The sequence below is a fragment of the Streptomyces sp. SLBN-31 genome, from assembly GCF_006715395.1.
Taxonomy (GTDB): Bacteria; Actinomycetota; Actinomycetes; order Streptomycetales; family Streptomycetaceae; genus Streptomyces.
On record NZ_VFNC01000003.1, the window covers coordinates 26,788 to 51,468 of the forward strand.

The window sequence follows — 24,681 nt, forward strand, 5'->3', positions numbered from 1 at the left end:
GCCACGTACTGACGTTCAGGCCACCGGCCCTCCAAGGGCCGGTGGCCTGACGCCTGTTCAGGACGGGCGAGGGAGGGGCAGGGTCAGGACCCCAGGATCGACGTCAGGAATTCCCCGACCCAGCCCAGCAACTCCCGTCCGACCAACGGCTTCCCGCCGACCTTCGCCGTCTTGGGCCGCGGCACCAGCACCTGGTGCGCCGCCGGCTTGATGACCGTCCCGGGGTAGAGGCGCTTGACCCGCAGTTCCTGGGACTCCCTCAACTCCACCGGCGCGAAGCGGATGTTGTTGCCCTGCAGGACGACCTCACCGACGCCGCACGCGCGGGCGAGCATGCGCAGGGCCGCCACGAGCAGCAGGTTCTCCACCGGCTCGGGCAACTTGCCGTAGCGGTCGACGAGTTCCTCGCGGACCGACTTGATGTCCTCCTCCGTGTTGGCGGAGGCGATGGCACGGTAGGCCTGCAGGCGCAGCCGCTCACCGGGGGCGTAGTCGTGCGGCACGTGGGCGTCGACCGGAAGCTCGATCTTGACCTCGAGCGGCGGCTCCTCCTCCACGCCGCCCTCCAGGGAGGCCCGGTAGTCCGCGACGGCCTCGCCGACCATGCGCACGTACAGGTCGAAGCCGACGCCCGCGATGTGACCGGACTGCTCGCCGCCGAGGAGGTTTCCGGCGCCGCGGATCTCCAGGTCCTTCATCGCCACGTACATGCCCGCGCCCATCTCGGTGTGCTGGGCGATGGTGGCGAGACGCTCGTGGGCCGTCTCCGTCAGCGGCTTCTCCGGCGGGTAGAGGAAGTAGGCGTAACCGCGCTCACGGCCGCGGCCGACCCGGCCGCGCAGCTGGTGCAGCTGCGAGAGGCCGAAGTTGTCGCCGCGCTCGACGATCAGGGTGTTGGCGTTGGAGATGTCGATGCCGGACTCGACGATCGTCGTGGAGACCAGGACGTCGTACTTCTTCTCCCAGAAGTCGACGACGACCTGTTCCAGCGTCGACTCCGACATCTGGCCGTGGGCGGTGGCGATACGCGCCTCGGGCACGATCTCGCGCAGGCGGGACGCGGCCCGGTCGATGGACTCCACCCGGTTGTGGATGTAGAAGACCTGGCCCTCGCGCAGCAGTTCACGGCGGATGGCGGCGCCGATCTGCTTCTCCTCGTACGGGCCGACGAAGGTCAGCACCGGGTGGCGCTCCTCCGGCGGGGTGGTGATGGTCGACATCTCGCGGATGCCGGTGACGGCCATCTCCAGGGTGCGCGGGATCGGGGTCGCGGACATCGTCAGCACGTCGACGTTGGCGCGCAGCTTCTTCAGCTGCTCCTTGTGCTCGACGCCGAAGCGCTGCTCCTCGTCGACGATGACCAGGCCCAGGTCCTTGAACTTGGTCTCGGAGGAGAACAGGCGGTGGGTGCCGATGACGACGTCCACCGAGCCCTCGCGCAGTCCCTCCAGCACCGCCTTGGCCTCGGTGTCGGTCTGGAAGCGGCTCAACGCCCTTACGTTTACCGGGAACTGGGAGTAGCGCTCGGAGAACGTCCCGAAGTGCTGCTGCACCAGCAGCGTGGTCGGCACCAGGACCGCGACCTGCTTGCCGTCCTGGACGGCCTTGAAGGCGGCGCGCACGGCGATCTCGGTCTTGCCGTAGCCGACGTCGCCGCAGATCAGGCGGTCCATGGGGACCGTCTTCTCCATGTCCTCCTTGACCTCGGCGATGGTGGTGAGCTGGTCGGGGGTCTCCGCGTAGGGGAAGGCGTCCTCCAGCTCGCGCTGCCAGGGGGTGTCGGATCCGAAGGCGTGGCCGGGCGCCGCCATCCGCGCGCTGTAGAGCTTGATGAGGTCGGCCGCGATCTCCTTGACGGCCTTCTTGGCGCGCGCCTTGGTCTTGGTCCAGTCGGCGCCGCCGAGCCGGTGCAGGGTGGGGGCCTCGCCGCCGACGTACTTGGTGATCTGTTCGAGCTGGTCGGTGGGGATGTAGAGGCGGTCGCCGGGCTGGCCGCGCTTGGCGGGGGCGTACTCGACGACCAGGTACTCACGGGTGGCGCCCTGGACGGTGCGCTGCACCATCTCGATGTAGCGGCCCACGCCGTGCTGCTCGTGGACGATGTAGTCGCCCGCCTCCAGGGTGAGCGGGTCGATGGTCTTGCGGCGACGGGCCGGCATCCGGGCGCCGTCCTTGCCGGCCGCCTTCTGCCCGGAGAGGTCGGTCTCGGTCAGGACCGCGAGCCTCAGGGCCGGGTCGACGAAGCCGTAGTCGATCGAGCCGCACGCCACGTGCACGACGGACGGGGAGATCGCGCCCAGTTCGGCGTCCAGGCGGGCCGCGATGCCCTCACCGCCCAGCACCTCGACCGTGCGGGCCGCGGGGCCGTGGCCCTCGGTGACGAAGACCGTGCGCCAGCCGTCGGCGAGCCAGCCCTTGGTGTCGGCGAGGGCCTTGGCGGTGTCGCCGCGGTAGGTCTCGGGGGCGTGCATGCCGAGCTTGAGGGTGTCCGCGTCCAGCTCTTCGTCGGCGGCGAACGGCGACACCGACCACCACATCATGTCCATTTCGCGCGCCCGGTCCCGGACGTCCGCGATGGACCACAGGGAGGCCGCGCCGACGTCGATGGGCGCCTCGCCGCCGCCCGCCGTGGCGGCCCAGGAGGCCTGCAGGAACTCCTGGCTGGTGGCGACCAGGTCGGCGGCACGCGTGCGTACCCGCTCCGGATCGCACACGACGGCCATGGCGCCCTTGGGCAGGACGTCGAGCAGCAGCTCCATGTCGTCGACGAGGACGGGAGCCAGTGACTCCATGCCCTCCACGGCGATCCCCTCGGCGATCTTGCCGAGCAGCTCGCCGAGCTCGGGGTGCTGTTCGGCGAGGACACGCGCACGCGTACGGACGTCGTCCGTCAACAGAAGTTCACGGCAGGGGGGCGCCCACAGCCCGTGCTCGGCGACTTCGAGGGAGCGCTGGTCGGCGACCTTGAAGTAGCGGATCTCCTCGACGTCGTCGCCCCAGAACTCGACGCGCAGGGGGTGTTCCTCGGTGGGCGGGAAGACGTCGAGGATCCCGCCTCGTACGGCGAACTCGCCGCGCTTCTCGACAAGCTCCACGCGCGCGTACGCGGCGGCGGCGAGGGCCTCGACGATCTCGTTCAGGTCGGCCGTCCGCCCGGTCCTGAGCGCGACCGGCTCCAGGTCACCGAGCCCCTTGACCTGCGGCTGCAGCACGGATCGTACGGGCGCGACGACCACGGAGACCGGGCCGGTCTCGGGGTCGTCGGGGCTGGGGTGGGCGAGCCGGCGCAGGACGGCCAGGCGGCGGCCGACGGTGTCGCTGCGGGGGCTGAGCCGCTCGTGCGGGAGGGTCTCCCAGGACGGGTACTCCACGACGCCGTCCGGCGGCAGCAGCGACCTCAGGGCGGCGGCGAGGTCCTCGGCCTCCCGGCCGGTCGCCGTCACCGCCAGCACCGGGCGGCCGGTCTCGCGGGCCAGCGCGGCGACCGCGAAGGGGCGGGCCGCCGGGGGGCCGACCAGGTCGACGTGCATGCGGTTGCCGTCGGCACCCGCCTTGATCGCTTCCGCGAGGGCGGGGTCCTTGACGACGGCGTCGAGCAGACCGTGCAGGCTCATTCTGGGCGGCTTTCGTCCGGGGGGTGGGCAACGCGAATCGCCCGACGCGCGCTGCGGGCCGGGGGTACCTCCAGCGTACGTCGCGCTTCGCGGGGGCGCCGGGGCTGTGGACAACGTCGGTTTCCGGCGTGGCCGGTGTTGGCGGGGGCGCGAACGCCTGCCGGGCTGAGTCGCACCGGTGTGAGGGAGCGAGCCGTGCGGGCATGGACACAGGCCCGGCGCCGGTGAGTCCCCCAGGACTCCCCGGCGCCGGGCCGTTCCCCCGCAACCCCCGTATGCGGTGGCTATTCGGTGGCGATGGCGTTCAGGACGTTCATCCGGCCCGCCCGGAACGCCGGGATCAGTGCCGCGAACAGGCCCACGAAGGCCGATCCGAGGAAGACCGCGATGATCGTCGGCCAGGGGATGTCCAGGACCTTCAGGCCCTCCAGGGCGAGCAGCTTCTGGGCCGTGGCGCCCCAGCCCATGCCCAGTCCCAGGCCCAGCAGGGCGCCGAAGAGGGCGATGACGACCGACTCCATGCGGATCATGCGGCGCAGCTGGCGGCGGGAGAGGCCGATGGCCCGCATCAGGCCGATCTCCCGGGTCCGCTCCACCACCGACAGGGCCAGGGTGTTCACCACACCCAGGATCGCGACGATGATCGCCAGGGCGAGCAGGCCGTAGATCATGTTCAGCAGCTGGCCGATCTGGTCCTTCAGCGCCTGCTTGTAGTCGGTCTGGTCGCGCACCTTGTACTGCGGGTAGTCGTGCAGCGCGGACTTCAGCGACTTGTACGCGGCGTCCTGCTGCCCCTTCTCGGCGGTGGCGAAGACCAGCTGGTCGAGGGGCATCTTGTCGGCCGGGACGTACTTGGCGAGCGTCGTGATCGACGTGTACTTGGCGCCCTGGTCGATCACCACGTCACTGCTGGTGATCGCGCGGACGGTCAGGTCGGCGGTGCGGCCGCCCTGGAAGGCGACCTTGATCTTCGAGCCGAGGTGGATGTCGTGTGCCTTGGCGAACTTCTCGTGCACCGACATGGAGTCGGGGCGGTAGGCGTCCTCGAGGTTGCCGGCGACCGTCTTGGTGCGCAGGTCCGTCGCGTACGTCGGGTCGGCCGCCGTGATGTCGGTGTCCTTGAGGAGCTTGCCGTCGGGCGTGGTGTAGTCGGCCTGAGTCGACCGGTACTCGGTGACCCGCGCCAGTCCCGGCGTGTCCTTGACCGCCTTGACCGCCTGCGGGGTCACCAGCTGCCCGCTGTCGGACTGGATGATGAAGTCCGTGCCGACGGTCTTGTCGAGCTGGTCGGTCGCGGAGGCGACCATGGAGGAGCCGACGACCGACAGGCAGGCGACCAGCGCGAGCCCGATCATCAGGGCGGCGCCCGTGGCGCCGGTGCGGCGCGGGTTGCGCAGTGCGTTGCGCTCGGCCATGCGGCCGACCGGACCGAACATCCGCAGCAGTACGGCGCCCAGGACGCGCACCACACCGCCCGCGAGGAGCGGGCCGATGACGACGAAGCCGATGAGCGAGAGCACGATGCCCAGGCCCAGCCACAGCGAGCCGTCGGCGGCCTTGCTGACGCCCGCGGCCAGGTAGAGGCAGTAGCCGCCGGCGCCGGTGAGGAGCACGCCCACCAGGGCCCGTACGCGGCCGGCCTTGGCGTCGGCGGGGGCGCCGGCGTCGCGCAGGGCGGCCATCGGGGAGACCTTCCCGGCCCGGCGGGCGGGCAGGTAGGCGGCGAGGACGGTGACGACGACACCGAGGATCAGGCCGACCACCGGGGTGGTCCAGGCGACCGTCAGATCGCTGGTCGACAGGTGCATGCCCATGGAGCCCATGAGTTTCATCAGGCCGACCGCCAGGCCGACCCCCGCGCCGACCCCGAGGACGGATCCGAACAGGCCCAGCAGCAGCGCCTCGGCCAGCACCGACCGGTTGACCTGCTTCCGGCTCGAGCCGATGGCCCGCATCAGGCCGATCTCCCGCGTCCGCTGGGCGACCAGCATCGAGAAGGTGTTGATGATCAGGAAGATGCCGACCAGGAAGGCGATCCCGGCGAAGCCGAGCATCGCGTACTTCATGACGTTCATGAAGCCCTCGACGTCCTTCTGGTTGGCGTCGGCGGTCTCCTTGGCGGTCTGCACCTTGTAGCCGGTGCCGAGTTCGGCGAGGACGTTCTTCTTCAGCTGCGGGTCGGTCACCGCGGAGGCGGCCGTGACGTTGACGTTGGTGAAGACACCGGTCCTGCCGACGAGCGTCTGCTGGGCCGTCTTCGTGTCCAGATAGAAGATCGCCGCGCCGGGGTTGGTGACCTGGAAGTCGGCGATGCCCGAGATCTTCGCGCGGTGCGTGCCGACCGCGCTGATCACGGCGAGCTCGTCACCGAGCTTGAGGTGGTGCTTGTCGACGGTGTCGCGGTCCACCATCACCTGGTCGGGGCCCTTGGGCGCCGTACCGGAGGTGATCTTCATGGTGCGGGCGTCGTTGCCGTTCCAGCTGCCCACGATGGTGGGGGCGCCGCTGGAGGGCGAGAGGCTGTCCTTGTTGTCGTCGACGACGGTCACCGAGGTCGAGAAGACGGTGCCCTGGGCCGACTTCACGCCCTGGGCCGCGCGCACCTTGGTGAGCACGGAGGCCGGCATGACGGGCGGCCTGCCGTTGTCGGACGTCGTCTCACCGCTGTCCGAGGCGCCCTTGGCGCTGACGGTCACATCGGAGGAGGTGGCCTGGAACAGCTTGTCGAAGGTGGTGTTCATGGTGTCCGTGAACACCAGCGTCCCGCAGACGAAGGCGACGGACAGCAGGACGGCTATGGCCGACAGGGCCATGCGCCCCTTGTGCGCGAAGAAGTTGCGCAGGGAGGTCTTCAGGACGGTCATGACGTACGCCCCCGGGCGTCGAAGTCCTTCATGCGGTCCAGGACGGCCTCGGCGGTCGGCCGCTGCATCTCGTCGACGATCCGGCCGTCGGCGAGGTACAGCACCCGGTCCGCGTACGAGGCCGCGACCGGATCGTGCGTGACCATCACGATGGTCTGGCCGAGCTCGTCGACGGACCGGCGCAGGAAGCCGAGGACCTCGGCACCCGCGCGTGAGTCGAGGTTTCCGGTCGGCTCGTCACCGAAGATGATCTCGGGGCGGGCGGCCAGTGCCCGGGCCACGGCGACACGCTGCTGCTGGCCGCCGGAGAGCTGGGCGGGCCGGTGCTTGAGCCGGTCGGAGAGGCCGACGGTGTCCACCACGCGCGCCAGCCACTGCTGGTCCGGCTTGCGGCCGGCGATGTCCATGGGCAGCGTGATGTTCTCGATCGCGTTCAGCGTGGGCAGCAGGTTGAACGCCTGGAAGATGAACCCGATCCGGTCGCGCCGCAGCCGGGTGAGCTTCTTGTCCTTCAGGCCGGTGATCTCCGTCTCGTCGAGGTAGATCTGCCCGGAGGTCACGGTGTCGAGCCCGGCGAGGCAGTGCATCAGCGTGGACTTGCCGGAGCCCGAGGGCCCCATGATCGCGGTGAACTGCCTGCGGGCGATGTCCACGTCCACGTGATCGAGGGCGACGACACGGGTCTCCCCGGCCCCGTACGCCTTGACGACCTGCCGCGCCCGCGCGGCAACGGCCGTACGCCCTCCAGTGCCCCCGTGCCTGGGAATGGTTACGGCCGATGTCATGGCATATCTCCTATGTCGGTCATTGGATGAGTCGCTTGGCCCCGGTTGCGCGAGCCGGTGTGCGTCCCGAACTGCTTCGACGATGAGTCTGGTCCCGCCAAGGGGTCCGGCGCGCTGGTGCCCGGCACCCTCTTCTACGGGGGAAAACCCCACCCCCGCCGGTTCGGTCAACCGCCCCCCAGCGGCGTAAAGCCAGGTTAAGGACGGACCCCGGGCTCTCTCGTCCTCCAGTGGGACGAACCCTCCCCGAGCCGTAGTACGGAGGAACCCCTAGGGGCAGTCCACCGACGGGTGGAGAGGGTCTCGGGGTTCTCTCCACCCACCGGCCCACCGAGCCTGCACCCTGCCGCTACGTGAGGGTCAATGGGAAGCTGTCCCGCGGCGGATAGGTGCAAGGGGAAGGAATCTCGTGGACCAGGGGGAGACCGGAATACAGGCCGCGGTGGCAGAGGAGCGGTCACCCGCGTCCACCGGCCGCAGAGGGGCCGTGGTCGCCGCGCTCATGCTCGCGATGGCACTGGCCGCCCTGGACTCCACCATCGTCTCCACGGCCGTTCCGCAGATCGTCGGCGACCTCGGCGGCTTCTCGTACTTCTCCTGGCTGTTCTCCGGCTATCTGCTCGCCGTCACCGTCACGCTCCCGGTGTACGGCAAGCTCTCCGACACCTTCGGCCGCAAACCGGTGCTGGTCGCGGGCGCGGCGGTGTTCCTGCTCGGCTCGCTGCTGTGCGCCGGGGCCTGGAACATGGGGGCGCTGATCGCCTTCCGCATCGTCCAGGGCCTGGGCGGCGGGGCCCTGCAGGGCACGGTCCAGACGCTGGCAGCGGACCTGTATCCGCTCAAGGAGCGCCCGAAGATCCAGGCCAAGCTGTCGACGGTGTGGGCGGTGTCGGCGGTGGCCGGCCCGGGCGTCGGCGGGGTGCTGGCGGCGTACGCCGACTGGCGCTGGATCTTCCTCGTCAACCTGCCCATCGGCGCGGTGGCGTTGTGGCTGGTCATCCGCCATCTCCACGAGCCGGAACGGGAGTCGGCCGGCCGCCCGCGCATCGACTGGGCGGGCGCGTTGGCGGTGTTCGCCTGCGGCGGTGTGCTGCTGACGGCCCTGGTGCAGGGCGGGGTGGCGTGGCCGTGGCTGTCGGCGCCGTCCGTGGCCCTGTTCGGTACGGGACTGGCGCTGGCCGGTGTCGTGGTCGTGGTCGAACGCCGGGCGGCCGAGCCGATCATCCCCGGGTGGGTGTGGCGGCGCCGGACGATCGCGGCGGTCAATCTGGCGCTGGGCGCGCTGGGGCTGTTGATGGTGGCGCCGAGCGTGTTCCTGCCCACGTACGCGCAGTCGGTGCTCGGGCTGGCGCCCGTGGCGGCCGGATTCGTGCTGTCCGTGTGGACGTTGAGCTGGCCGGTGTCGGCGGCGCTCAGCCAGCACGTGTACGGCAGGATCGGCTTCCGCGACACGGCGCTGCTGGGCATCGGGACGGCGACGCTGATCCTGTTCGGTTTCCCGTTCCTGCCGTATCCGGGCTCCGCCTGGCAGCCCGCGCTGCTGATGCTGCTGCTGGGGGCGGCGCTGGGGCTGTTCCAGCTGCCGCTGATCGTCGGGGTGCAGTCGACGGTGGGCTGGGCGGAGCGCGGGACGGCCACGGCGTCGGTGCTCTTCTGCCGGCAGACCGGCCAGACGATCGGCGCGTCGGTGTTCGGCGCGGTGGCCAACGGGGTGCTGGCCTCCCGCCTGGGCGGTGCGAGCGACCTGGACTCGGTGACGCGGGGGCTGGACGGCGACGGCGTGCCGGAGGCGACCCGGCACGCGATCGCGGACGCGGTGCACGCGGTGTACGTCGGCGCCGGGTGCGCGGCGGCGCTCGCCTTCGTGGTCCTGCTGCTTGTGGCGCCACGGCGTTTCCCGGTGCTCAAGGACTGACGGCCAGGCCTCGGTTCCGGGCCTCGGGATCCACGCGATCGATGGGTTAACGCGGGTAACACCGCAGCTCAGCGTAGTAAGCGCGTACCGACCAGCCAGTTTGTGGAAAACCTCGCGCACCCCCCAACTGGCTAGTAACGTGCGTGGCTCGCCCGCCCCCCACCTCCCTGCGGTCCCGCACCGGACCCGAGCCACGCAAGGAGCACCGGGATGTCCCATGAGCCCCACGGCCCATCCCCCGCTTACGACGCCACCTACCCGTGGCAGCCGCACACCGCGCCGCCGCAGCGCGTCGTCCCGCCCCGTCCGCCCCACCCGCCCCTCGGCCACCACAGCGACCTGCGCGTGCTGCGCAGCGCCTACCGCTGGCAGCGCCGTACCGCCGCACTCACCGCCTTCGGCTACTTCGTCCTCTTCCTGGTGCTGTCCGCCTTCGCCCCGTCGGTGATGACGACCGGCGTCGTGGACGGACTGCCCGCCGGACTGCTGCTCGCCCTCCTGCAGATCCCCGTCACCTGGCTGGCGATCGCACTGTACGAGCGCACGGCCCGCCGCCGCGTCGATCCCATCGCGGACCGCATCCGCAAGCAGTCCGAACTGGACGCCAAGCGGGAGGCCCGGCGATGACCAACGGCTTCAGCGGCAACGCGCAGGCGATGTCCCTCGTCGCGTTCTCCGCCATCGCCACCATCACGCTGCTGCTGTGCGTGATGACCGGCCCCGACCGGGACGACCTCGACGAGTTCTACACCGGCTACGGCTCCCTGTCCCCCATGCGCAACGGCCTGGCCATCGCGGGCGACTACATCTCCGCGGCAAGCGTCCTGGGCACCGGCGGGGTGATCGCCCTGTGCGGCTACGACGGCATCGTGCTGGCACTCAGCACCGCCCTGTCGCTGATGCTGCTGATGTTCCTGCTGGCCGAACCCCTGCGCAACGCGGGCCGGTTCACCATGGGCGACGCGCTGACCCGGCGGATGCCCGGACGCGCGGTGCGCATCACCGCGTGCGTGGTGACCATCGCCGCACTGCTGCCCCTGATGCTGGTCCAACTCGCCGGCACCGGACAGCTGCTGGCTTTCATCCTCGGCTTCTCCGGCGACTCGCTGAAGACGGGCTGCATCATCGGACTGGGCGCCCTGATGATCAGTTACGCGGCGATCGGCGGCATGAAGGGCACGGCCCTCATCCAGATCCTGAAGATGGTCATGCTGCTGGGCTCGGGAGCAGTGGTCGCCCTGCTGGTGCTGCGCCGCTTCGACTGGGACCCCGGCGCCCTCTTCCACGCCGCCGCCGCTCAGAGCGGGGTCGGCTCCCGGTTCCTGCACTCCGGCGTGCAGTTCGCCGGCAGCCCCAACCCCCGCCTGTACATGATCAGTTCGGAACTGACGGTCGTCATCGGCGGCGCCTGCCTCCCGCACGTCACGATGCGCATGTACACCGCCAACAGCGCCCGCCAGGTGCGCCGGTCGATGTCCTGGGCGGTGTCGTCCGTCGTCGTGTTCGTCCTCATCATGACGGTCGTCGGCTTCGGCGCCACGGCGCTGATCGGACGGGCGGTCATCGCACAGGCCGACCCGCAGGGCAACACGGCGTACCTGCTGGGTTCACGGGCCGCGTTCGGCCCGGACGTCTCCACGGCGGAGACGTTCCTGTTCACCACCGTCACCACGGCGATCTTCCTGACGCTGCTCGCGTCCGTCGCCGGCATGATCCTCGCCTGCGCCAACTCCCTCGCCCACGACGTCTTCGCCACGCACATGCGGCAACTGACGGCCCGCCGCGAGATGGCGCTGGCCCGGGCCTCCGCGCTCGCGGTGGGCGCCCCGGCGATCCTCCTGGCCACCCTGGTCCAGCACCGCAGCCTGCAGCCCCTGGTGACACTGTCCTTCTGCCTGGGCGCCTCGGCCATCGCCCCGGCCCTGCTCTACAGCCTCTTCTGGCGCCGCTTCACACGGACGGGCCTGCTCAGCACCCTGATCGGCGGCACACTGTCCGTGCTCGTCGTGATGCCGGGCACGAACCTCGTCTCCGGCTCCCCCGTCTCCGCCTTCCCCGAGGCCGACTTCAACTGGTTCCACTTCACCACGACGGGCCTGCTCACCATCCCCCTCGGCTTCGCCTTCGGCTGGCTCGGCACGGTCTTGTCCGGCCGGCGCGCGTCGGAGGAACAGCGGCACGAGTACGAGGCCGTGGAGGGCTGGATCCTGGCGGGGGCCGTGCGCAGGGGCGGCTGAACGACACCGGTCGGCGATCGTGAGGTTCGCGGTTCGGCCGGCCCGTGCGCTCACGCCCGAGGGCGCCACCGCCGTGGCCGCCCCCGCCCCGCGTTCACTCCCCCTGCGTCGACCCCGTCAACGCCGTGAGGCTGCTCCGTACGAAGTCCATCTGCGCCTGCACGTCGTCCCACCGCTCACCGTGCGCGCGCAGCACCTGCTCCGTCTCCCGGGCGATCCGCTCCTCCCGCAGCCGCGCCTCCGCCAGAATCTCGGCGGCACGCGCGCGTGCCTCCTCCTGGCAGCGGCGCCCGGACTCCTCCGCCTCCCCGAACGCCCGCTTCGCCTCCGACAGCGCCTGCTCCGCCAGCGCCACCCGCTCGGCCTCCCGCGCCGCCGCCGCGTCCACGCGCTCGCTCTCCGCCCGCTCCGCCTCCTCCCAGCGCTCGGCGAGCTCCTTGGCCTGCTCGGCGAGCGTCGCGGAGGTGCGGCGGCGCACTTCCCGCAGCGCGCCCAGAGCCTCACCGCGCCTCTCCTTCACTTCACGCCGGGCGGAGACGCGGATCTCGTCGGCCTCGGCGCGCGCGGCGAGGAGGCATTGACGGGCGCGTTCGTCGGCGTCGGCGCGCACTGTGTCGGCGTGCGCCTGTGCGGCGTCGCGCACGCCGTGGGCGCGCTCCTGCGCCTCTTCCGCAAGGCGTTGCGCCTCCTGTCGCGCGCCCTCCCGCACGGCAGCCGCCTCCTCCTGGGCGAGCTGGAACAGGCGGCGCGCGCCCTCCCCGAGCGTCTCGTAGGCCTGCGGCGCGAGCCGCGTCACCGCCTCCCGCAGCCGCGCCGCCTCCTCCTCCATCTCCCGGGTGAGCACGGTGAGACGGGCGGCCCGCTCCCAGGCGGCGTCCCGGTCGTGGGAGAGGGCGGCGGCGTAGGCGTCGACCTGATCGGGGCGGTAACCGCGCCCCCGTGCGGCCCCGAAGCCGTGGGGCGAGACCGATGCGCTGCTCATCCTGGAACCCCTCTACGCCGAACGGACACGAAAAGATGATTGCGCGCACATCTTGAGGTATCGGACGTAAGTGTTCATAACGCGACACTCCGCGCACGGGTCACGGTCGGGGCGCCCGCGCCGCCACGGAGAGCGCGCGCACGCAAAAGGACCGGGCCGGCGCACGCAAAAAGGCCGGGCCCGGTCACAACGACCGGGCCCGGCCCGAGGAACCGCTCACGCGGGCGTCAACACGACGTCACAGCAGGCCGTCCCACATCTCCTCCAGCAGCACCGACCACCAGCTCTCCGGCGACCCCAGCGCCGCCGGGTCCAGCGAGGCCAGCTGGGCCTGGAAGTCGACGGTCCAACGCCCCGCCTGCTCCTGGTTCAGCCCGAACCTCAGCCGCCACATCCGCCCGAGCAGCGCCAGACAGCGCTGGAACTCGGGCAGCCCGGTGTTCACGAACTGCGGCGGCACCGGCGCCCCGCCGGGCCCCGCCTCCACCGGCACGGCCACGATGTTCGCCGACCCGTACTGCACACAGATCGCCTTGCCGAAGTCGCTGCCCATCACCAGGTACGACCCCGCGTCCGAGGCAGGCTGCACCCCGCGCTCCTGCGCCAGCTCGGCGAGCGTCGGCACCGGCCGCCCCGGCTGGGCCTGCGCCCAGAAGAACGGACCCATGTCCATCGGCAGCCCCGCCACCACCAGCGACTGCGCCACGATCGGCGGCACACCCTGCCGGGACACGGCCTGCTGCTCGAACCGGAAGATCCCCGGCCCGAACGCCGCGCCCAACTCCTGCGCGATGGCCTCCGGCGGCACCGGCGGCGCCGACTGCACCGGCGGCAACGGCGCCCGCAGCGGCGCCGGCCGCGCGGGCCCGTCCGCCACCTGGTGCAACTCACCCTGATGCGCCAGCAGTTGCTGCATACCCTGCTGCCGGCTCGCATGATCCGTGCCGTAGGGCGCGATGCTCGTGATCCGCGCCTGCGGCCACTGCTCCCGGATCATCCGCGCACAGTACGCACCCGGCAGCTCACACGACTCCAACTCGGTGTGCAGCTCCAGCACCTGGTCCGGCGGCACGTTCATACCGCGCAGCTCATGGAAGATCTGCCACTCCGGATGCGGCATGCCCGGCGCGGAACGCCGGATCAGCTGCTGCTCCGAACCGTCCTGCGCCCGGTAGCGCAGCACGGCCTGGTAGCCGGGGCCGACCGTCGGCTGCCCCTGCGGCTGAGGCTGCGGGTAGCCGTACGCCGGCGGCTGCTGGCCGGGGGCCGGAGGTTGCTGGCCGGGCACGGGGTGGCCGGGGGGCGGGGGTTGCTGACCGGGCACGGGGTGGCCGGAGGCCTGGGGCTGCTGGCCTGGCATGGGCTGGCCCGGTGGCGGAGGCGTCGTGCCGGGGGCCGGGGGCATCGGCGGCTGGGGAGCGGCCGGTGCCGTGCCGGGGGCGCCGGACGCCATGCCGGGGGCGCCCGGTGCGGCGGGCGGGCCCGGAGCGGGCGGCTCTCCGGGGGCTTGCGGCGGCGGGGGCGCGCCGGGCGGGCCCATGGGGGGCGCGCCCGGGCCGCCAACCGGCGGCGCGGCCAGCACGGTCTCCGCGTGGTGAACGGCGCCTCGCGCGCCCCCGGACGGGCCTTGCGCGCCGGGGGTGCCGGGAGCGCCTGGGGCGCTCGGGGGCTGCGGGGCGCCGGGCGCGCCGGGGATGCCTGGGGCGCTCGGAAGCTGGGATGCGCCCGGCGCTCCCGGCATGCCCGGGGCGCTCGGCACTCCCGGTGCACCAGGCGCGTTCGGTACACGCGGGGCGCCAGGAGCCGACTGCACGCCGGGCGCACCCGGAACACCGGGGGCGCCTGGAGGCTGCGGCGCGCCCCCGCCCGGCCCCATGGCACCGGGGTCGGCGAACATCGTGGCGGCATGGTGAACGCCGGCCGGAGGCGCGCCCCCGGGCACGTTCGGCGCACCGGGCGGCTTGGGGGCGCCCGGCGGATGCGGCGCGCCGGGCGGCTGCGGCGCGCCCGGGGCCTGCGGTGCGACGGCATCCTCCGGTCCGCCGGGACCGAGCGCCGACACGAGCTGCGTGGGGACGTACCCGCCTGCTCCCGGCCCGGCCGGAGGAGGCGGCGGCGGCGCGCTTCCCTCCCGCGCGCCCGGAGCCCCCGGGGTACCCGGAGGGGGCGGCGGAGGCGGCGTCGCACCCCGGCGCGGCGGAGGCCCTGCCTTGCTGGTCGCGGCGTCGGCGATGTCGCCGGCGTTCGGCGCGAGCGCCCGTCCCGGAGCACCCGGAATCCCCGGGGCACCCGGAGCGCCGGGCGGCTGGGGCAACCCCGGCGCGGCGCCGGGAGCCTGCGGATAACCGTAAGAGGAAGCACCCGGCGGAGGCGGAGGGGGCGGCACCGCACCCGGCGCAGGCGCGCCCGGAGGAGGCGTACCCGGCGCGGCAGCGCTGCCCGCGCTCTGCGGGTAACCGTACGAAGGCGCCTCCGGCGCACCCCGAACGCCCGCCACGTCGGCCACGCCCGCCGCGTCCACCGCCGACCCCCGCACCGTCGGCGGAAGCGCGCTGCCCCCCGACATCAGTTCGGTGACCGCGTCCGGCGGCGTATCGTCCCCCGCCTCGTTCAGCGGAGGTGCGAAGACGGTCGCCGGCAGCGGCACCGAACGGTCCTCACCGGCATCGGCGTTGGTGTCGGTCCCGGCCCAAGGGGTCGCCCCCTCGGGCACGGCAGCCGCCCCCGGCCCGGGCTGCGTCTCGGCCAACGCCCCACTCCCGGTACCAGCACCAGCACCGGCACCAGCACCCGCCCCGGCCTCGCCCCGCCGATCCGCGATCCCGAGCTTGTCCGCCGCCTCCTGCAACCACTCCGGCGGACTCAGCAGGAACGACGTCTGGTTCAGATCCACCCGCGCCGAAGCGGCCGACGCAGGCGCCGGTTCCGGGTCGGCCTGCGGACGGCCGTACTCCTCCTCGTACCGGCGAATCACCTCGCCCACCGGCAAGGACGGCCACAACGTCGCCTCACCGCTGTCCCGGGCGATCACCAGCCGCTGCGCGCCACCGTCCGAGCGCGGACCCTCCGCACGGTCCTCCGCCCACACCACGAAGCCCAGCTCGAACTCCCGCACCCGCACCTCACGATGCTGGTACGACGGCACATCACCGTTGATCCACTCTTCCGCGCGCTCCTGCGCCTGCGCGAACGTCACCATCGCGAAGCTCACTCCCCCACAGCCGCAGAAGACGACGAAGACGCCGAAGACGAAGAAGAGGAGGACACCGGCACCGCACGCGCGAACCCGCCGTCCACCATCAGGTTCGCCACGGTCTCCAACTCCGGCGGAGAACCCGCCAGTCGGGACAGGAAGACATCGAAGTCCTCACCGCACGGCATCAGCAGCCGCTCCACCCGGTCCGCCGGCGCCCACGAAGGATCCACGTCCCGCGCGTCGTCGTACGCGCAGAACCACACCGAACCGATCCGCTCGCCCTTCACCTTCACCGCGAGCAACCCGCCCTGCACGAACGCGACCCCCAGGTAATCCTTCGTCAGGTGATCACGAAGACACTTGTTGACGTAAACCAGATCATTGACCGCCGCCTCGTCCCGCACCGTGAAGAACGGCTGGTCGATCAGCAGGCCCAACTCCGCGTCCAGCGCGGTCCCCACCGGCGCACACCCGCCCGCCGCCTTCAAAAACGAACGGTACGCACCCGGCAACCGGTACCCGAGGTCCTCCTCGACCCCCTGCACCTGCGCCTCCGTCACCGCCACACCCGACTTCGGCAACCCGAAATGCGCCGGCCGCGTCTCCTGCAACGGCCGCGTCCCCCGCTTGCCCTGGTCCACCGCCGCCGTGGCGATCCCACCGTGATGCCGCAGCAACGCCTTCACCTCGACCGGCACCAACTCCAGCCGCCGCGACCCCACCACGTGATGCCACGTCCAGCCGTGCGGCGTCGCCACCGACGCCACCGTGTCCCACAGATCGTGCCCGGAAGCCGCCAGCACCGCGTTCGCCGAGACGTAGTCCGTCAGCCTGAGCTCGTCGACCCCGAAACCCTCCGGCGGCTCCGCGATCTCCGCGGCGGCACGCGCGTACGGCGAGAAGTCGGGGTAACCGTGCTCATCGACACGTACCCCTCTCGGGTGACGCGCCGCCCGAACCGGATCCGGGAAATGCACGACCTGCCCGGCATAGGCCGCGTTCGGCGGCACGGCTTCTCCCCCGGCCTGGCGGCTGGGCGGTGCCCCCAGCCCGAGCCGACCTGTCGTCATGGCGGTTGCCCCCTGCGGCGTTCTGTACGGACCCCGATGACCACCTCCGGCCACCGCACCCCGTATGACTGACTGTCTCCACGCGTCAACCGCACGGCACGCGGCAGCCGCATGGATCGCGGTGGCGACAGCCTATGCGGTACGCCGACACCGGTCACCGGGCACCGGTCAGCCGCACTCCGCTTCCGTGACCAGCCGTCACCCCGCCCTTACACACCGCCCAAACCCGGGCGTGTCGCACCGCCCCAGCTACCGCACCAGCAACGGAGTTTGGCACTCTGTCTCCTCCGAGGAAATGCTCGGGAGGGGATGACGATCATGAACGCGACGCAGACGGGACCGCAAACGGCACCGCACACGCCAACGCACACGGGACGCTCCGGCGACCCCCGCATCGGCTGGAGCGCCACCGACACCACACCCGTGCCCGCCCTCCACCACCGCCGCGACGGCATACTCCCCACCGTCGCCGCCGCCCTCTCCGTCCGCGGCGCCACCCTCACCGGCACCGCCGCCCGCGGCGAGGAACCACCCGCCCTGCACCCCCTCGTCCAGGACTTCCTCGACACCCTCACCAGCGACCAACGCGACCGCTTCACCGGCCGCTGCGCCGAAACGATCCTCATCTCCCGCCACGTAGCAACCGCCGACGCCGCACGCAGCAAACGCGCCGCCCGCAAACCCATGACCAACGGCGAGGCACGCAAAGCCCTCAAGCAGGCCAAACTCACCGCCCGCCGCATCCGCGAGGACGGCGACCCCCTCCACGGCAGCTTCGCCGCACCCTGCCGCGCCTGCACCGCCCTCAGCGCCCACTTCGGCGTACGCATCGTCGACCCCACCGCGACAGGCGACTGACCCGCCCGCCCCACGGCGGCAGACGGCCACCCCCACCCCACACCCGCAAGACGGCCCCACGGCCGGTCCATGACCTCGACGATCGAAGGGCAGATGCACCCCGACCGCACCTCCACCACGCGCTTCCCCGTACCCGTCGACGCCGCCCTGCGCGCCGCCGGCTGGCAACCCGGACGCTGGGACATAAAGCAGGCCGAGATCTGGGCCGACGCACTACGGGACCACCAGTCACCCGCCGGCCACCGGCACGCCGTCTTCCCCGCCGCCGTCGAAGCCTGGGCCGAATTCGGCGGCCTCCACCTCACGCCCACCGGACCCGGCCGCCAGATCGCCCCCACCGCCGTCCACCTGGACCCCCTGCACGGACTCCACATGGCCCGCACCCTCGGCGACCTCGGCCGCGCCCTCGACACCGAGGTCAGCCCCCTCGGCACCGAGACCGACACCGACGCCCTCCTCGCCATCGACGCCGAAGGCCGCGTCTACGCCCTCGACCACACCGGCGACTGGTACCTCGGCCCCGACATCGACCAGGCCCTCGCCGGCCTCGTCTCCGGAATCGAACCCGTCCGCCTCACCGCAGGCTGACCCACCCCGGCCGCCTCACCGCAGGCTCCCCCAGGCCGACAACCGCCCTACACCGCCGCGACCACCGCCGGAATCACCGCCGACACCCGAAAACCCCCCGCATCCGTCGGCCCCGACACAAACACCCCACCCAGCGCGGCCACCCGCTCCTTCATCCCCACCAGCCCGTTCCCCCCGGACGGCAACCGCGCCGACGCCGACCCCACCTCCGGCGGCGGCTCGTTCTCCACCTGCATCGCGATCTCCGACACCCGATGCGCCAACCGCACATACGTCTTCGCACCCGCCGCATGCTTGTGGACGTTCGTCAACGCCTCCTGCACCACGCGGTACGCCGTCTGCTCGATCTCCGCGCTGTACGCGCGCGCCTCCCCCTCCACCGACAGATCCACGACCATCCCCGCGGCCGCCGACTGCCCGATCAACTCCTCCAGCTCCGAGAGGCAGGGCCCCTCCCCCTCCTCCACGACCCGAGAAGCAGCCACCGCGGCCGCCACCCCCACCGCCGCCAGCGGCACCGCATGCTCACCCCGCCGCGCCCCGGCACCGTCCCCACTGCGCAACACCCCGAGCATCTCCCGCAGCTCCGTCAACGCCTGCCGACCCATGTCCCCCACCAGCACGGCGTTCTTCACCGCCTTCTCCGGATCCTTACGGGCGACCGCCTGCAACGCCGCGGCATGCACCACCATCAGACTCACCCGATGCGCGACCACGTCATGCATCTCCCGGGCGATCCGCGTCCGCTCCTCGTTCCTCGCCCACTCCGCGCGCTCCTCCGCACGCTCCGCGAGCAACATCAACTCCCGCTCCAGGCTGTCCGCACGCTCCCGCAGACTCTCCATCAGCCGACGCCGCGCCCCCACGTACAGACCCAGCAACAACGGCGGCGCCGTCATCCCGATCGCGGTCGTGATCGCCGCGAACGGCACGAACCAGTCACCCAGATCCCACGTCCCCCGCGCCATGTCCTGCCGCACCCGCACGAACATCACGATCAACATGCCCACCAGGGACATACCGGCCAGAGAACCGATAATGCGGCGCGGCAGCTCCGAGGCCGCGAGCGTGTACAGCCCGACGATGCCCATCAGATAACCCATCTGGGCGGGCGTGATCGCGATCGACACCAGCACCACCGCGATCGGCCACTGCCGGCGCACCAACAGCGCAGAACCGGCCAACACCCCGAACACGACCCCCGCGGCCACGGGAATCCCCGCGTCCCGCGCGAACCGCACACCTTCGAACGCGCACTCCAACGCCGACGCCAGCGCCAGCCCCACATCCAACGCCGCGCTGCGCCACCTCGCCCACCACCACGGCCCTCCCCGGGCCGCGGTGTGGTCTTCCCCCGTCGTGGTCATGCCTCCAGCCTACGGGCGTTCCCGGCCGGTTTTCCGGCGAGTTTCCGCGACTGGCCTACACCACATTCCGTGACCGGACGAGCACGAAAGGACCCTCTTTCCCTCGAACTGCTGAATCGCTCACCGTTCGACACCGGAACCGACCATTCCGCCCGGACGGTATGCCCATGGCACAGCTGTGTGGCAAATACGCCGACTTCGAAGGACTCCGCGAACGGGCGGTCGCGCTGCGACGCGAGGGACTCAGCCGACGCCAGATCCGCGACCGGCTCCGCGTCGACAACAACGACATCCTCAACCGCCTCCTGGAGGGCGAACCCCCTCCCGAATGGACGAAGCGCCCGAACGCGAAGGACGACCTGAGGGCCAGGGCCCGCGAACTCCGCCTCCAGGGCTGGACCTACGACCGGATCCAGCTGGAACTCGGCTGCTCCAAGAGCTCGATCTCCTTGTGGGTACGGGACCTGCCGAAGCCGGAGCGTCGGACACGCACCCGCGAGGAGGCCTCAGCCATCGCCAAGCGCGGCTGGGAGGCGAAACTGCGGTTGCGAGAGGAGGAGCGACAGCGCACGAAGCGGATGGCGGCGGCCGAAGTGGGACGGCTGACCGAACGCGAACTATTCCTGGTCGGCGTCGGCCTGTACTGGGCCGAGGGAGCCAAGAGCAAGCCCTACAGCCGACGAGAACGCATCACCTTCGTCAACAGCGACCCCGACATGGTGGCGGTCTTCCTGGCCTGGCTGAAACTGCTCCAAGTCGACCCTTCGGCCCTTAGGTTCGCCGTCCACATCCACGAGTCCGCCGACGTCGCGCTCGCCGAAAAATTCTGGGCGACCCATGTGGGCATCGAGAGGTCTGCGCTGCTGAGGACGGCGCTCAAGAAGCACAACCCGCGCACCAACCGGAAGAACACCGGGGAGAACTACCACGGCTGCCTGCGCATCGACGTGCGGGGCGGAGCTGATCTGTACCGTCGCATCGAAGGCTGGTGGTACGGCATAGTAGGGGCTGCGACCGCGCCCGATTCACAGAATCGGACATAGCGGCCATCCCGGGTCGTCTAAGGGCAAGACGTCAGATTTTGGTTCTGATCATGGGGGTTCGAGTCCTCCCCCGGGAGCACTACTCAGTTCGGGTCCTGACCGGTGAAAGCACCGTCAGGGCCCGCTCCCATGTCCCCCAGGAAACGCCCCGGTATCCTTCGGATGTCCCCACCTCCTCCACAGCCGAAGGGCCACCCCGTGAGCGCCATTCGCCCGGCAGCCGTCGTCGTTCTCGCAGCGGGTGAGGGCACCCGTATGAAGTCGGCCACACCGAAGGTCCTGCACGAGATCTGCGGCCGCAGCCTGGTCGGCCATGTGCTCGCCGCCTCCCGTGAGTTGGACCCCGAGAACCTGGTGGTCGTCGTCGGCCACGCGCGGGAGAAGGTGGCCGCGCATCTCGGCGAGATCGACCCCGGGGTGCGCACCGCGGTGCAGGCGGAGCAGAACGGCACCGGTCACGCGGTGCGTATCGCGCTGGAGTCCCTGGGCGGCAGCGTGGACGGCACGGTGGTGGTCGTGTGCGGGGACACTCCGCTGCTGAGCGGTGAGACGTTGTCGCGGCTGGCGGCGACGCACTCGGGCGACGCGAACGCCGTGACGGTGCTGACGGCCGAGGTCCCGGACGCGACCGGTTACGGGCGGATCGTGCGGGACGAGGCCACGGGTGCGGTGACGCAGATCGTCGAGCACAAGGACGCTTCCGAGGCGCAGCGGGCGATTCGTGAGATCAACTCGGGTGTGTTCGCGTTCGACGGTCAGTTGCTCTTCGACGCGTTGAAGAAGGTTCGTACGGACAACAGTCAGGGTGAGGAGTATCTGACGGATGTCCTCGGGATTCTGCGTGAGGCGGGTCATCGGGTGGGGGCCTGTGTGGCGGCGGATCACCGGGAGATCGCCGGTATCAACAACCGTGTGCAGTTGAGTGAGGCGCGGCGGATTCTGAACGACCGACTGCTGACGCGGGCGATGCTGGGCGGTGTGACGGTGGTCGATCCGGCGACCACGTGGGTGGATGTCACCGTGACGTTCGAGCAGGACGCGGTGGTGCATCCGGGGACGCAGTTGCACGGTTCCACGCATCTGGGTGAGGGTGCCGAGGTGGGGCCGAACAGCCGGCTGACGGATACGCGTGTGGGGGCCGGTGCCCGGGTGGACAACACGGTGGCGGACGGTGCGGAGGTGGGGCCGGGCGCGACGGTGGGGCCGTTCGCCTATCTGCGGCCTGGTACGCGGCTGGGTGCGAAGGGCAAGATCGGTACGTATGTGGAGACCAAGAACGCCGTGATCGGTGAGGGCACCAAGGTGCCTCACTTGTCCTATGTCGGTGACGCGACGATCGGTGAGTACACGAACATCGGTGCTGCCAGCGTGTTCGTCAACTATGACGGTCAGGAGAAGCACCACACCACGGTCGGGTCGCATTGTCGTACTGGCTCGGACAATATGTTTGTGGCTCCTGTCACGGTCGGGGACGGTGCGTACACCGCTGCCGGGTCCGTGATCACGAAGGATGTGCCGCCCGGTTCGCTGGCTGTGGCCCGTGGTCAGCAGCGGAATATCGAGGGTTGGGTGGCTCGTAAGCGTCCGGGGAGCGCGGCGGCGAAGGCGGCCGAGGCGGCGTCTCGGCAGGTCGAGAGCGAAGACTGACCGGAAACGGATGCCTTCGACACGGCGTACGGTGATAAGTGCACACCCAGTTGAGACACCTCTGAGGAGACAGCTGTGACCGGGATCAAGACGACCGGCGAGAAGAAGATGATGTTCTTCTCCGGCCGCGCCCACCCCGAGCTTGCCGAGGAGGTCGCCCAGCAGCTGGGTGTCGGGGTCGTCCCGACGAAGGCCTTCGATTTCGCCAACGGTGAGATCTATGTGCGGTATGAGGAGTCGGCTCGTGGTGCGGACTGTTTCCTGATCCAGAGCCACACGGCTCCGATCAACAAGTGGATCATGGAGCAGTTGATCATGATCGACGCTCTGAAGCGGGCGTCGGCGCGGTCGATCACGGTGATCGTGCCGTTCTACGGCTATGCGCGGCAGGACAAGAAGCACCGTGGTCGTGAGCCGATCTCGGCGCGGCTGATCGCCGATCTGATGAAGACGGCGGGTGCGGACCGGATTCTGACCGTGGATCTGCACACGGACCAGATCCAGGGCTTCTTCGACGGTCCGGTGGATCACCTGTTCGCGCTGCCGCTGCTGGCGGACTATGTGGGGGCGAAGGTCGACCGGAACAAGCTGACGGTGGTGTCGCCGGACGCGGGCCGGGTTCGGGTCGCGGACCGCTGGTGCGACCGGCTGGGTGCGCCGCTGGCGATCGTGCACAAGCGCCGGGACAAGGACGTCGCCAACCAGGTCACCGTGCATGAGGTGGTCGGTGAGGTGAAGGGCCGGGTGTGTGTCCTGGTCGACGACATGATCGACACGGGTGGCACGATCTGCGCGGCGGCGGACGCGCTGTTCGCGCACGGTGCGGAGGATGTCATCGTGACGGCGACGCACGGTGTGCTGTCGGGTCCGGCGGCGGATCGGTTGAAGAACTCGAAGGTGAGTGAGTTCGTGTTCACGAACACGCTGCCGACGCCGAGCGAGTTGGAGCTGGACAAGATCACGGTGCTGTCGATCGCGCCGACGATCGCGAGTGCGGTGCGTGAGGTGTTCGAGGACGGTTCGGTGACGAGCCTGTTCGACGAGCAGTGAGCTGTATGAACGCTTCTGCATGATCGATTTTTCTGTGGCCTCCCGCGCCGAGTAGACTGCTCCAGTTGCTCGGCGAGGGAGGCCGTACTCGTTCCGCGAGGTACGGCTGTCCGTTATCGACGCGCTCTTCGTAGCAGGCCGTTCGTGGCCGGGTGACCACGTCCGCATCTACCTGTACGAGGAGTGATCCACATGTCCGAGGTCAAGCTCAGCGCCGAGACGCGCACCGAGTTCGGCAAGGGTGCCGCCCGCCGTATCCGCCGTGACAACAAGGTTCCCGGTGTGCTGTACGGCCACGGCTCGGACCCGCTGCACCTGACCCTTCCGGGCCACGACCTGCTGCTGGCGCTGCGTACGCCGAACGTCCTGATCTCCCTGGACATCGACGGCAAGAGCAGCGAGTTGGCGATTCCGAAGGCCGTTCAGCGTGACGCCATCAAGGGCTTCCTTGAGCACGTCGACCTGCAGCTGGTCAAGCGGGGCGAGAAGGTCACGGTCGAGGTGCCGGTCCACACCGAGGGCGAGCTGGCCCCGGGTGGCAACCTGCTGGAGCACGTCCTGAACGCGCTTCCGGTCGAGGCCGAGGCCACGCACATCCCCGAGTCCGTGACGGTCTCCGTCGAGGGCCTGCAGGCCGGTGCCTCCGTCCTCGCCAAGGACATCACGCTGCCCAAGGGCACCACGCTGGCCGTCGAGGAGGACGCGGTCGTCCTCCAGGTCCTGGCCGCGCAGGCGGAGGAGTCCGAGGGCGAGGAGTCCGAGGGCGACGAGGCCGTCGCCGAGGCCTGATCCGCACGGATCGTCGTTTCGTCAGCCGCTGTTCCCGTACGGGGCAGCGGCTGGCGCGTATCGAGGAGAGATGGACGTGACCACCCCCGCCAACGCCCCCTGGCTGGTCGTCGGGCTCGGCAATCCCGGGCCGGAGTACGCCGGCAACCGGCACAACGTGGGTTTCATGGTGGCCGATCTGCTGGCCGGGCGGATCGGAGGGAGGTTCAAGCGGGCGGGCAAGGCGCAGGCCCAGGTCGTGGAGGGGCGAATCGGGCCTCCGGGGCCGGCCAACCGCCGGGTGATCCTGGTCAAGCCGATGTCGTACATGAACCTGTCGGGTGGTCCGGTCAACGCTCTGCGGGACTTCTACAAGGTGCCGGTGGCGAACGTGGTGGCCGTCCATGACGAGCTGGACATCGACTACGGGACGTTGCGGCTGAAGCTCGGTGGTGGGGACAACGGGCACAACGGTCTGAAGTCGATGACGAAGGCGTTCGGGGCCGACTATCACCGGGTGCGGTTCGGGATCGGGCGGCCGCCGGGTCGTATGCAGGTCGCGGACTTCGTGCTGAAGGACTTCTCCTCCGCGGAGCGCAAGGAGTTGGACTACTTCGTGGACCGGGCCGCGGACGCGGTGGAGTGCCTTGTCATCGAGGGGCTGGAGCGAGCGCAAAGCACGTACAACTCCTGACTT

At 70.7% G+C, this 24,681-nt stretch carries 17 protein-coding genes and 1 tRNA gene; 11 read left to right on the forward strand and 7 right to left on the reverse strand.

Annotation, left to right across the window (positions count from 1 at the left end; genetic code table 11):
• Window positions 1-83: 83 nt before the first annotated feature.
• The 3 genes from mfd to FBY22_RS37690 form a co-directional block, all read right to left on the reverse strand.
• Window positions 84-3,614, reverse strand: a complete 3,531-nt coding sequence (gene mfd, locus FBY22_RS37680) for a transcription-repair coupling factor (protein ID WP_142152671.1) — start codon at window positions 3,612-3,614, stop codon at window positions 84-86.
• A gap of 284 nt (window positions 3,615-3,898) precedes the next feature.
• Window positions 3,899-6,478, reverse strand: coding sequence for an ABC transporter permease (locus FBY22_RS37685; protein WP_142152672.1), 2,580 nt, complete (start codon window positions 6,476-6,478; stop codon window positions 3,899-3,901).
• Complete coding sequence (locus tag FBY22_RS37690) at window positions 6,475-7,263, reverse strand: ABC transporter ATP-binding protein (RefSeq protein ID WP_142152673.1); 789 nt, start codon at window positions 7,261-7,263, stop codon at window positions 6,475-6,477. Before FBY22_RS37690 ends, FBY22_RS37685 begins: the two co-directional genes overlap by 4 nt.
• Before the next feature lie 409 nt (window positions 7,264-7,672).
• Between FBY22_RS37690 and FBY22_RS37695 the strand changes: the two genes are divergently transcribed.
• The 3 genes from FBY22_RS37695 (at window position 7,673) to FBY22_RS37705 (ending at window position 11,415) form a co-directional block, all read left to right on the forward strand.
• Complete coding sequence (locus FBY22_RS37695) at window positions 7,673-9,178, forward strand: MFS transporter (RefSeq protein ID WP_399212610.1); 1,506 nt, start codon at window positions 7,673-7,675, stop codon at window positions 9,176-9,178.
• A 210-nt stretch (window positions 9,179-9,388) separates the two neighbouring features.
• The gene (locus tag FBY22_RS37700) at window positions 9,389-9,805 is read left to right on the forward strand and encodes a DUF485 domain-containing protein (protein ID WP_142152674.1); all 417 of its coding nucleotides are present in this window, start codon (window positions 9,389-9,391) and stop codon (window positions 9,803-9,805) included.
• Window positions 9,802-11,415: a cation acetate symporter gene (locus tag FBY22_RS37705; RefSeq protein WP_142152675.1), complete on the forward strand. Its 1,614-nt coding sequence runs from the start codon at window positions 9,802-9,804 to the stop codon at window positions 11,413-11,415. Before FBY22_RS37700 ends, FBY22_RS37705 begins: the two co-directional genes overlap by 4 nt.
• A gap of 94 nt (window positions 11,416-11,509) precedes the next feature.
• Here the strand turns inward: FBY22_RS37705 and FBY22_RS37710 are convergent, their stop codons facing one another.
• From FBY22_RS37710 to FBY22_RS37720, 3 genes are all read right to left on the reverse strand, one after another.
• On the reverse strand, window positions 11,510-12,397 hold the full coding sequence (locus FBY22_RS37710; RefSeq protein ID WP_142152676.1) for a cellulose-binding protein: 888 nt from the start codon (window positions 12,395-12,397) through the stop codon (window positions 11,510-11,512).
• 238 nt (window positions 12,398-12,635) lie between these two features.
• On the reverse strand, window positions 12,636-15,596 hold the full coding sequence (locus FBY22_RS37715; RefSeq protein ID WP_142152677.1) for an SUKH-4 family immunity protein: 2,961 nt from the start codon (window positions 15,594-15,596) through the stop codon (window positions 12,636-12,638).
• A gap of 8 nt (window positions 15,597-15,604) precedes the next feature.
• Window positions 15,605-16,663, reverse strand: coding sequence for an SMI1/KNR4 family protein (locus FBY22_RS37720; RefSeq protein WP_142152678.1), 1,059 nt, complete (start codon window positions 16,661-16,663; stop codon window positions 15,605-15,607).
• 309 nt (window positions 16,664-16,972) lie between these two features.
• On the opposite strand from FBY22_RS37720, the gene FBY22_RS37725 reads away from it, so the two are divergent.
• Together FBY22_RS37725 and FBY22_RS37730 are read left to right on the forward strand one after the other, a co-directional pair.
• On the forward strand, window positions 16,973-17,521 hold the full coding sequence (locus FBY22_RS37725) for a YwqJ-related putative deaminase (RefSeq protein ID WP_142152679.1): 549 nt from the start codon (window positions 16,973-16,975) through the stop codon (window positions 17,519-17,521).
• Window positions 17,522-17,614: 93 nt separating this feature from the next.
• A complete protein-coding gene (locus FBY22_RS37730) occupies window positions 17,615-18,109 on the forward strand; it encodes an SUKH-3 domain-containing protein (protein ID WP_142154534.1) in 495 nt (164 codons plus the stop codon).
• 47 nt (window positions 18,110-18,156) lie between these two features.
• Here the strand turns inward: FBY22_RS37730 and FBY22_RS37735 are convergent, their stop codons facing one another.
• Complete coding sequence (locus FBY22_RS37735) at window positions 18,157-19,476, reverse strand: sensor histidine kinase (protein ID WP_142152680.1); 1,320 nt, start codon at window positions 19,474-19,476, stop codon at window positions 18,157-18,159.
• A gap of 167 nt (window positions 19,477-19,643) precedes the next feature.
• Between FBY22_RS37735 and FBY22_RS37740 the strand changes: the two genes are divergently transcribed.
• The 6 genes from FBY22_RS37740 (at window position 19,644) to pth (ending at window position 24,678) form a co-directional block, all read left to right on the forward strand.
• Window positions 19,644-20,519: a hypothetical protein gene (locus tag FBY22_RS37740; protein WP_142152681.1), complete on the forward strand. Its 876-nt coding sequence runs from the start codon at window positions 19,644-19,646 to the stop codon at window positions 20,517-20,519.
• A gap of 6 nt (window positions 20,520-20,525) precedes the next feature.
• A tRNA-Gln gene (locus FBY22_RS37745) sits at window positions 20,526-20,596 on the forward strand.
• A 121-nt stretch (window positions 20,597-20,717) separates the two neighbouring features.
• The gene (gene glmU / locus FBY22_RS37750) at window positions 20,718-22,166 is read left to right on the forward strand and encodes a bifunctional UDP-N-acetylglucosamine diphosphorylase/glucosamine-1-phosphate N-acetyltransferase GlmU (RefSeq protein ID WP_142152682.1); all 1,449 of its coding nucleotides are present in this window, start codon (window positions 20,718-20,720) and stop codon (window positions 22,164-22,166) included.
• A 75-nt stretch (window positions 22,167-22,241) separates the two neighbouring features.
• Complete coding sequence (locus FBY22_RS37755) at window positions 22,242-23,216, forward strand: ribose-phosphate diphosphokinase (protein WP_142152683.1); 975 nt, start codon at window positions 22,242-22,244, stop codon at window positions 23,214-23,216.
• 192 nt (window positions 23,217-23,408) lie between these two features.
• Complete coding sequence (locus FBY22_RS37760) at window positions 23,409-24,005, forward strand: 50S ribosomal protein L25/general stress protein Ctc (protein WP_142152684.1); 597 nt, start codon at window positions 23,409-23,411, stop codon at window positions 24,003-24,005.
• Between the two features lie 70 nt (window positions 24,006-24,075).
• Window positions 24,076-24,678, forward strand: coding sequence for an aminoacyl-tRNA hydrolase (gene pth, locus FBY22_RS37765; RefSeq protein ID WP_142152685.1), 603 nt, complete (start codon window positions 24,076-24,078; stop codon window positions 24,676-24,678).
• Window positions 24,679-24,681: the final 3 nt, after the last annotated feature.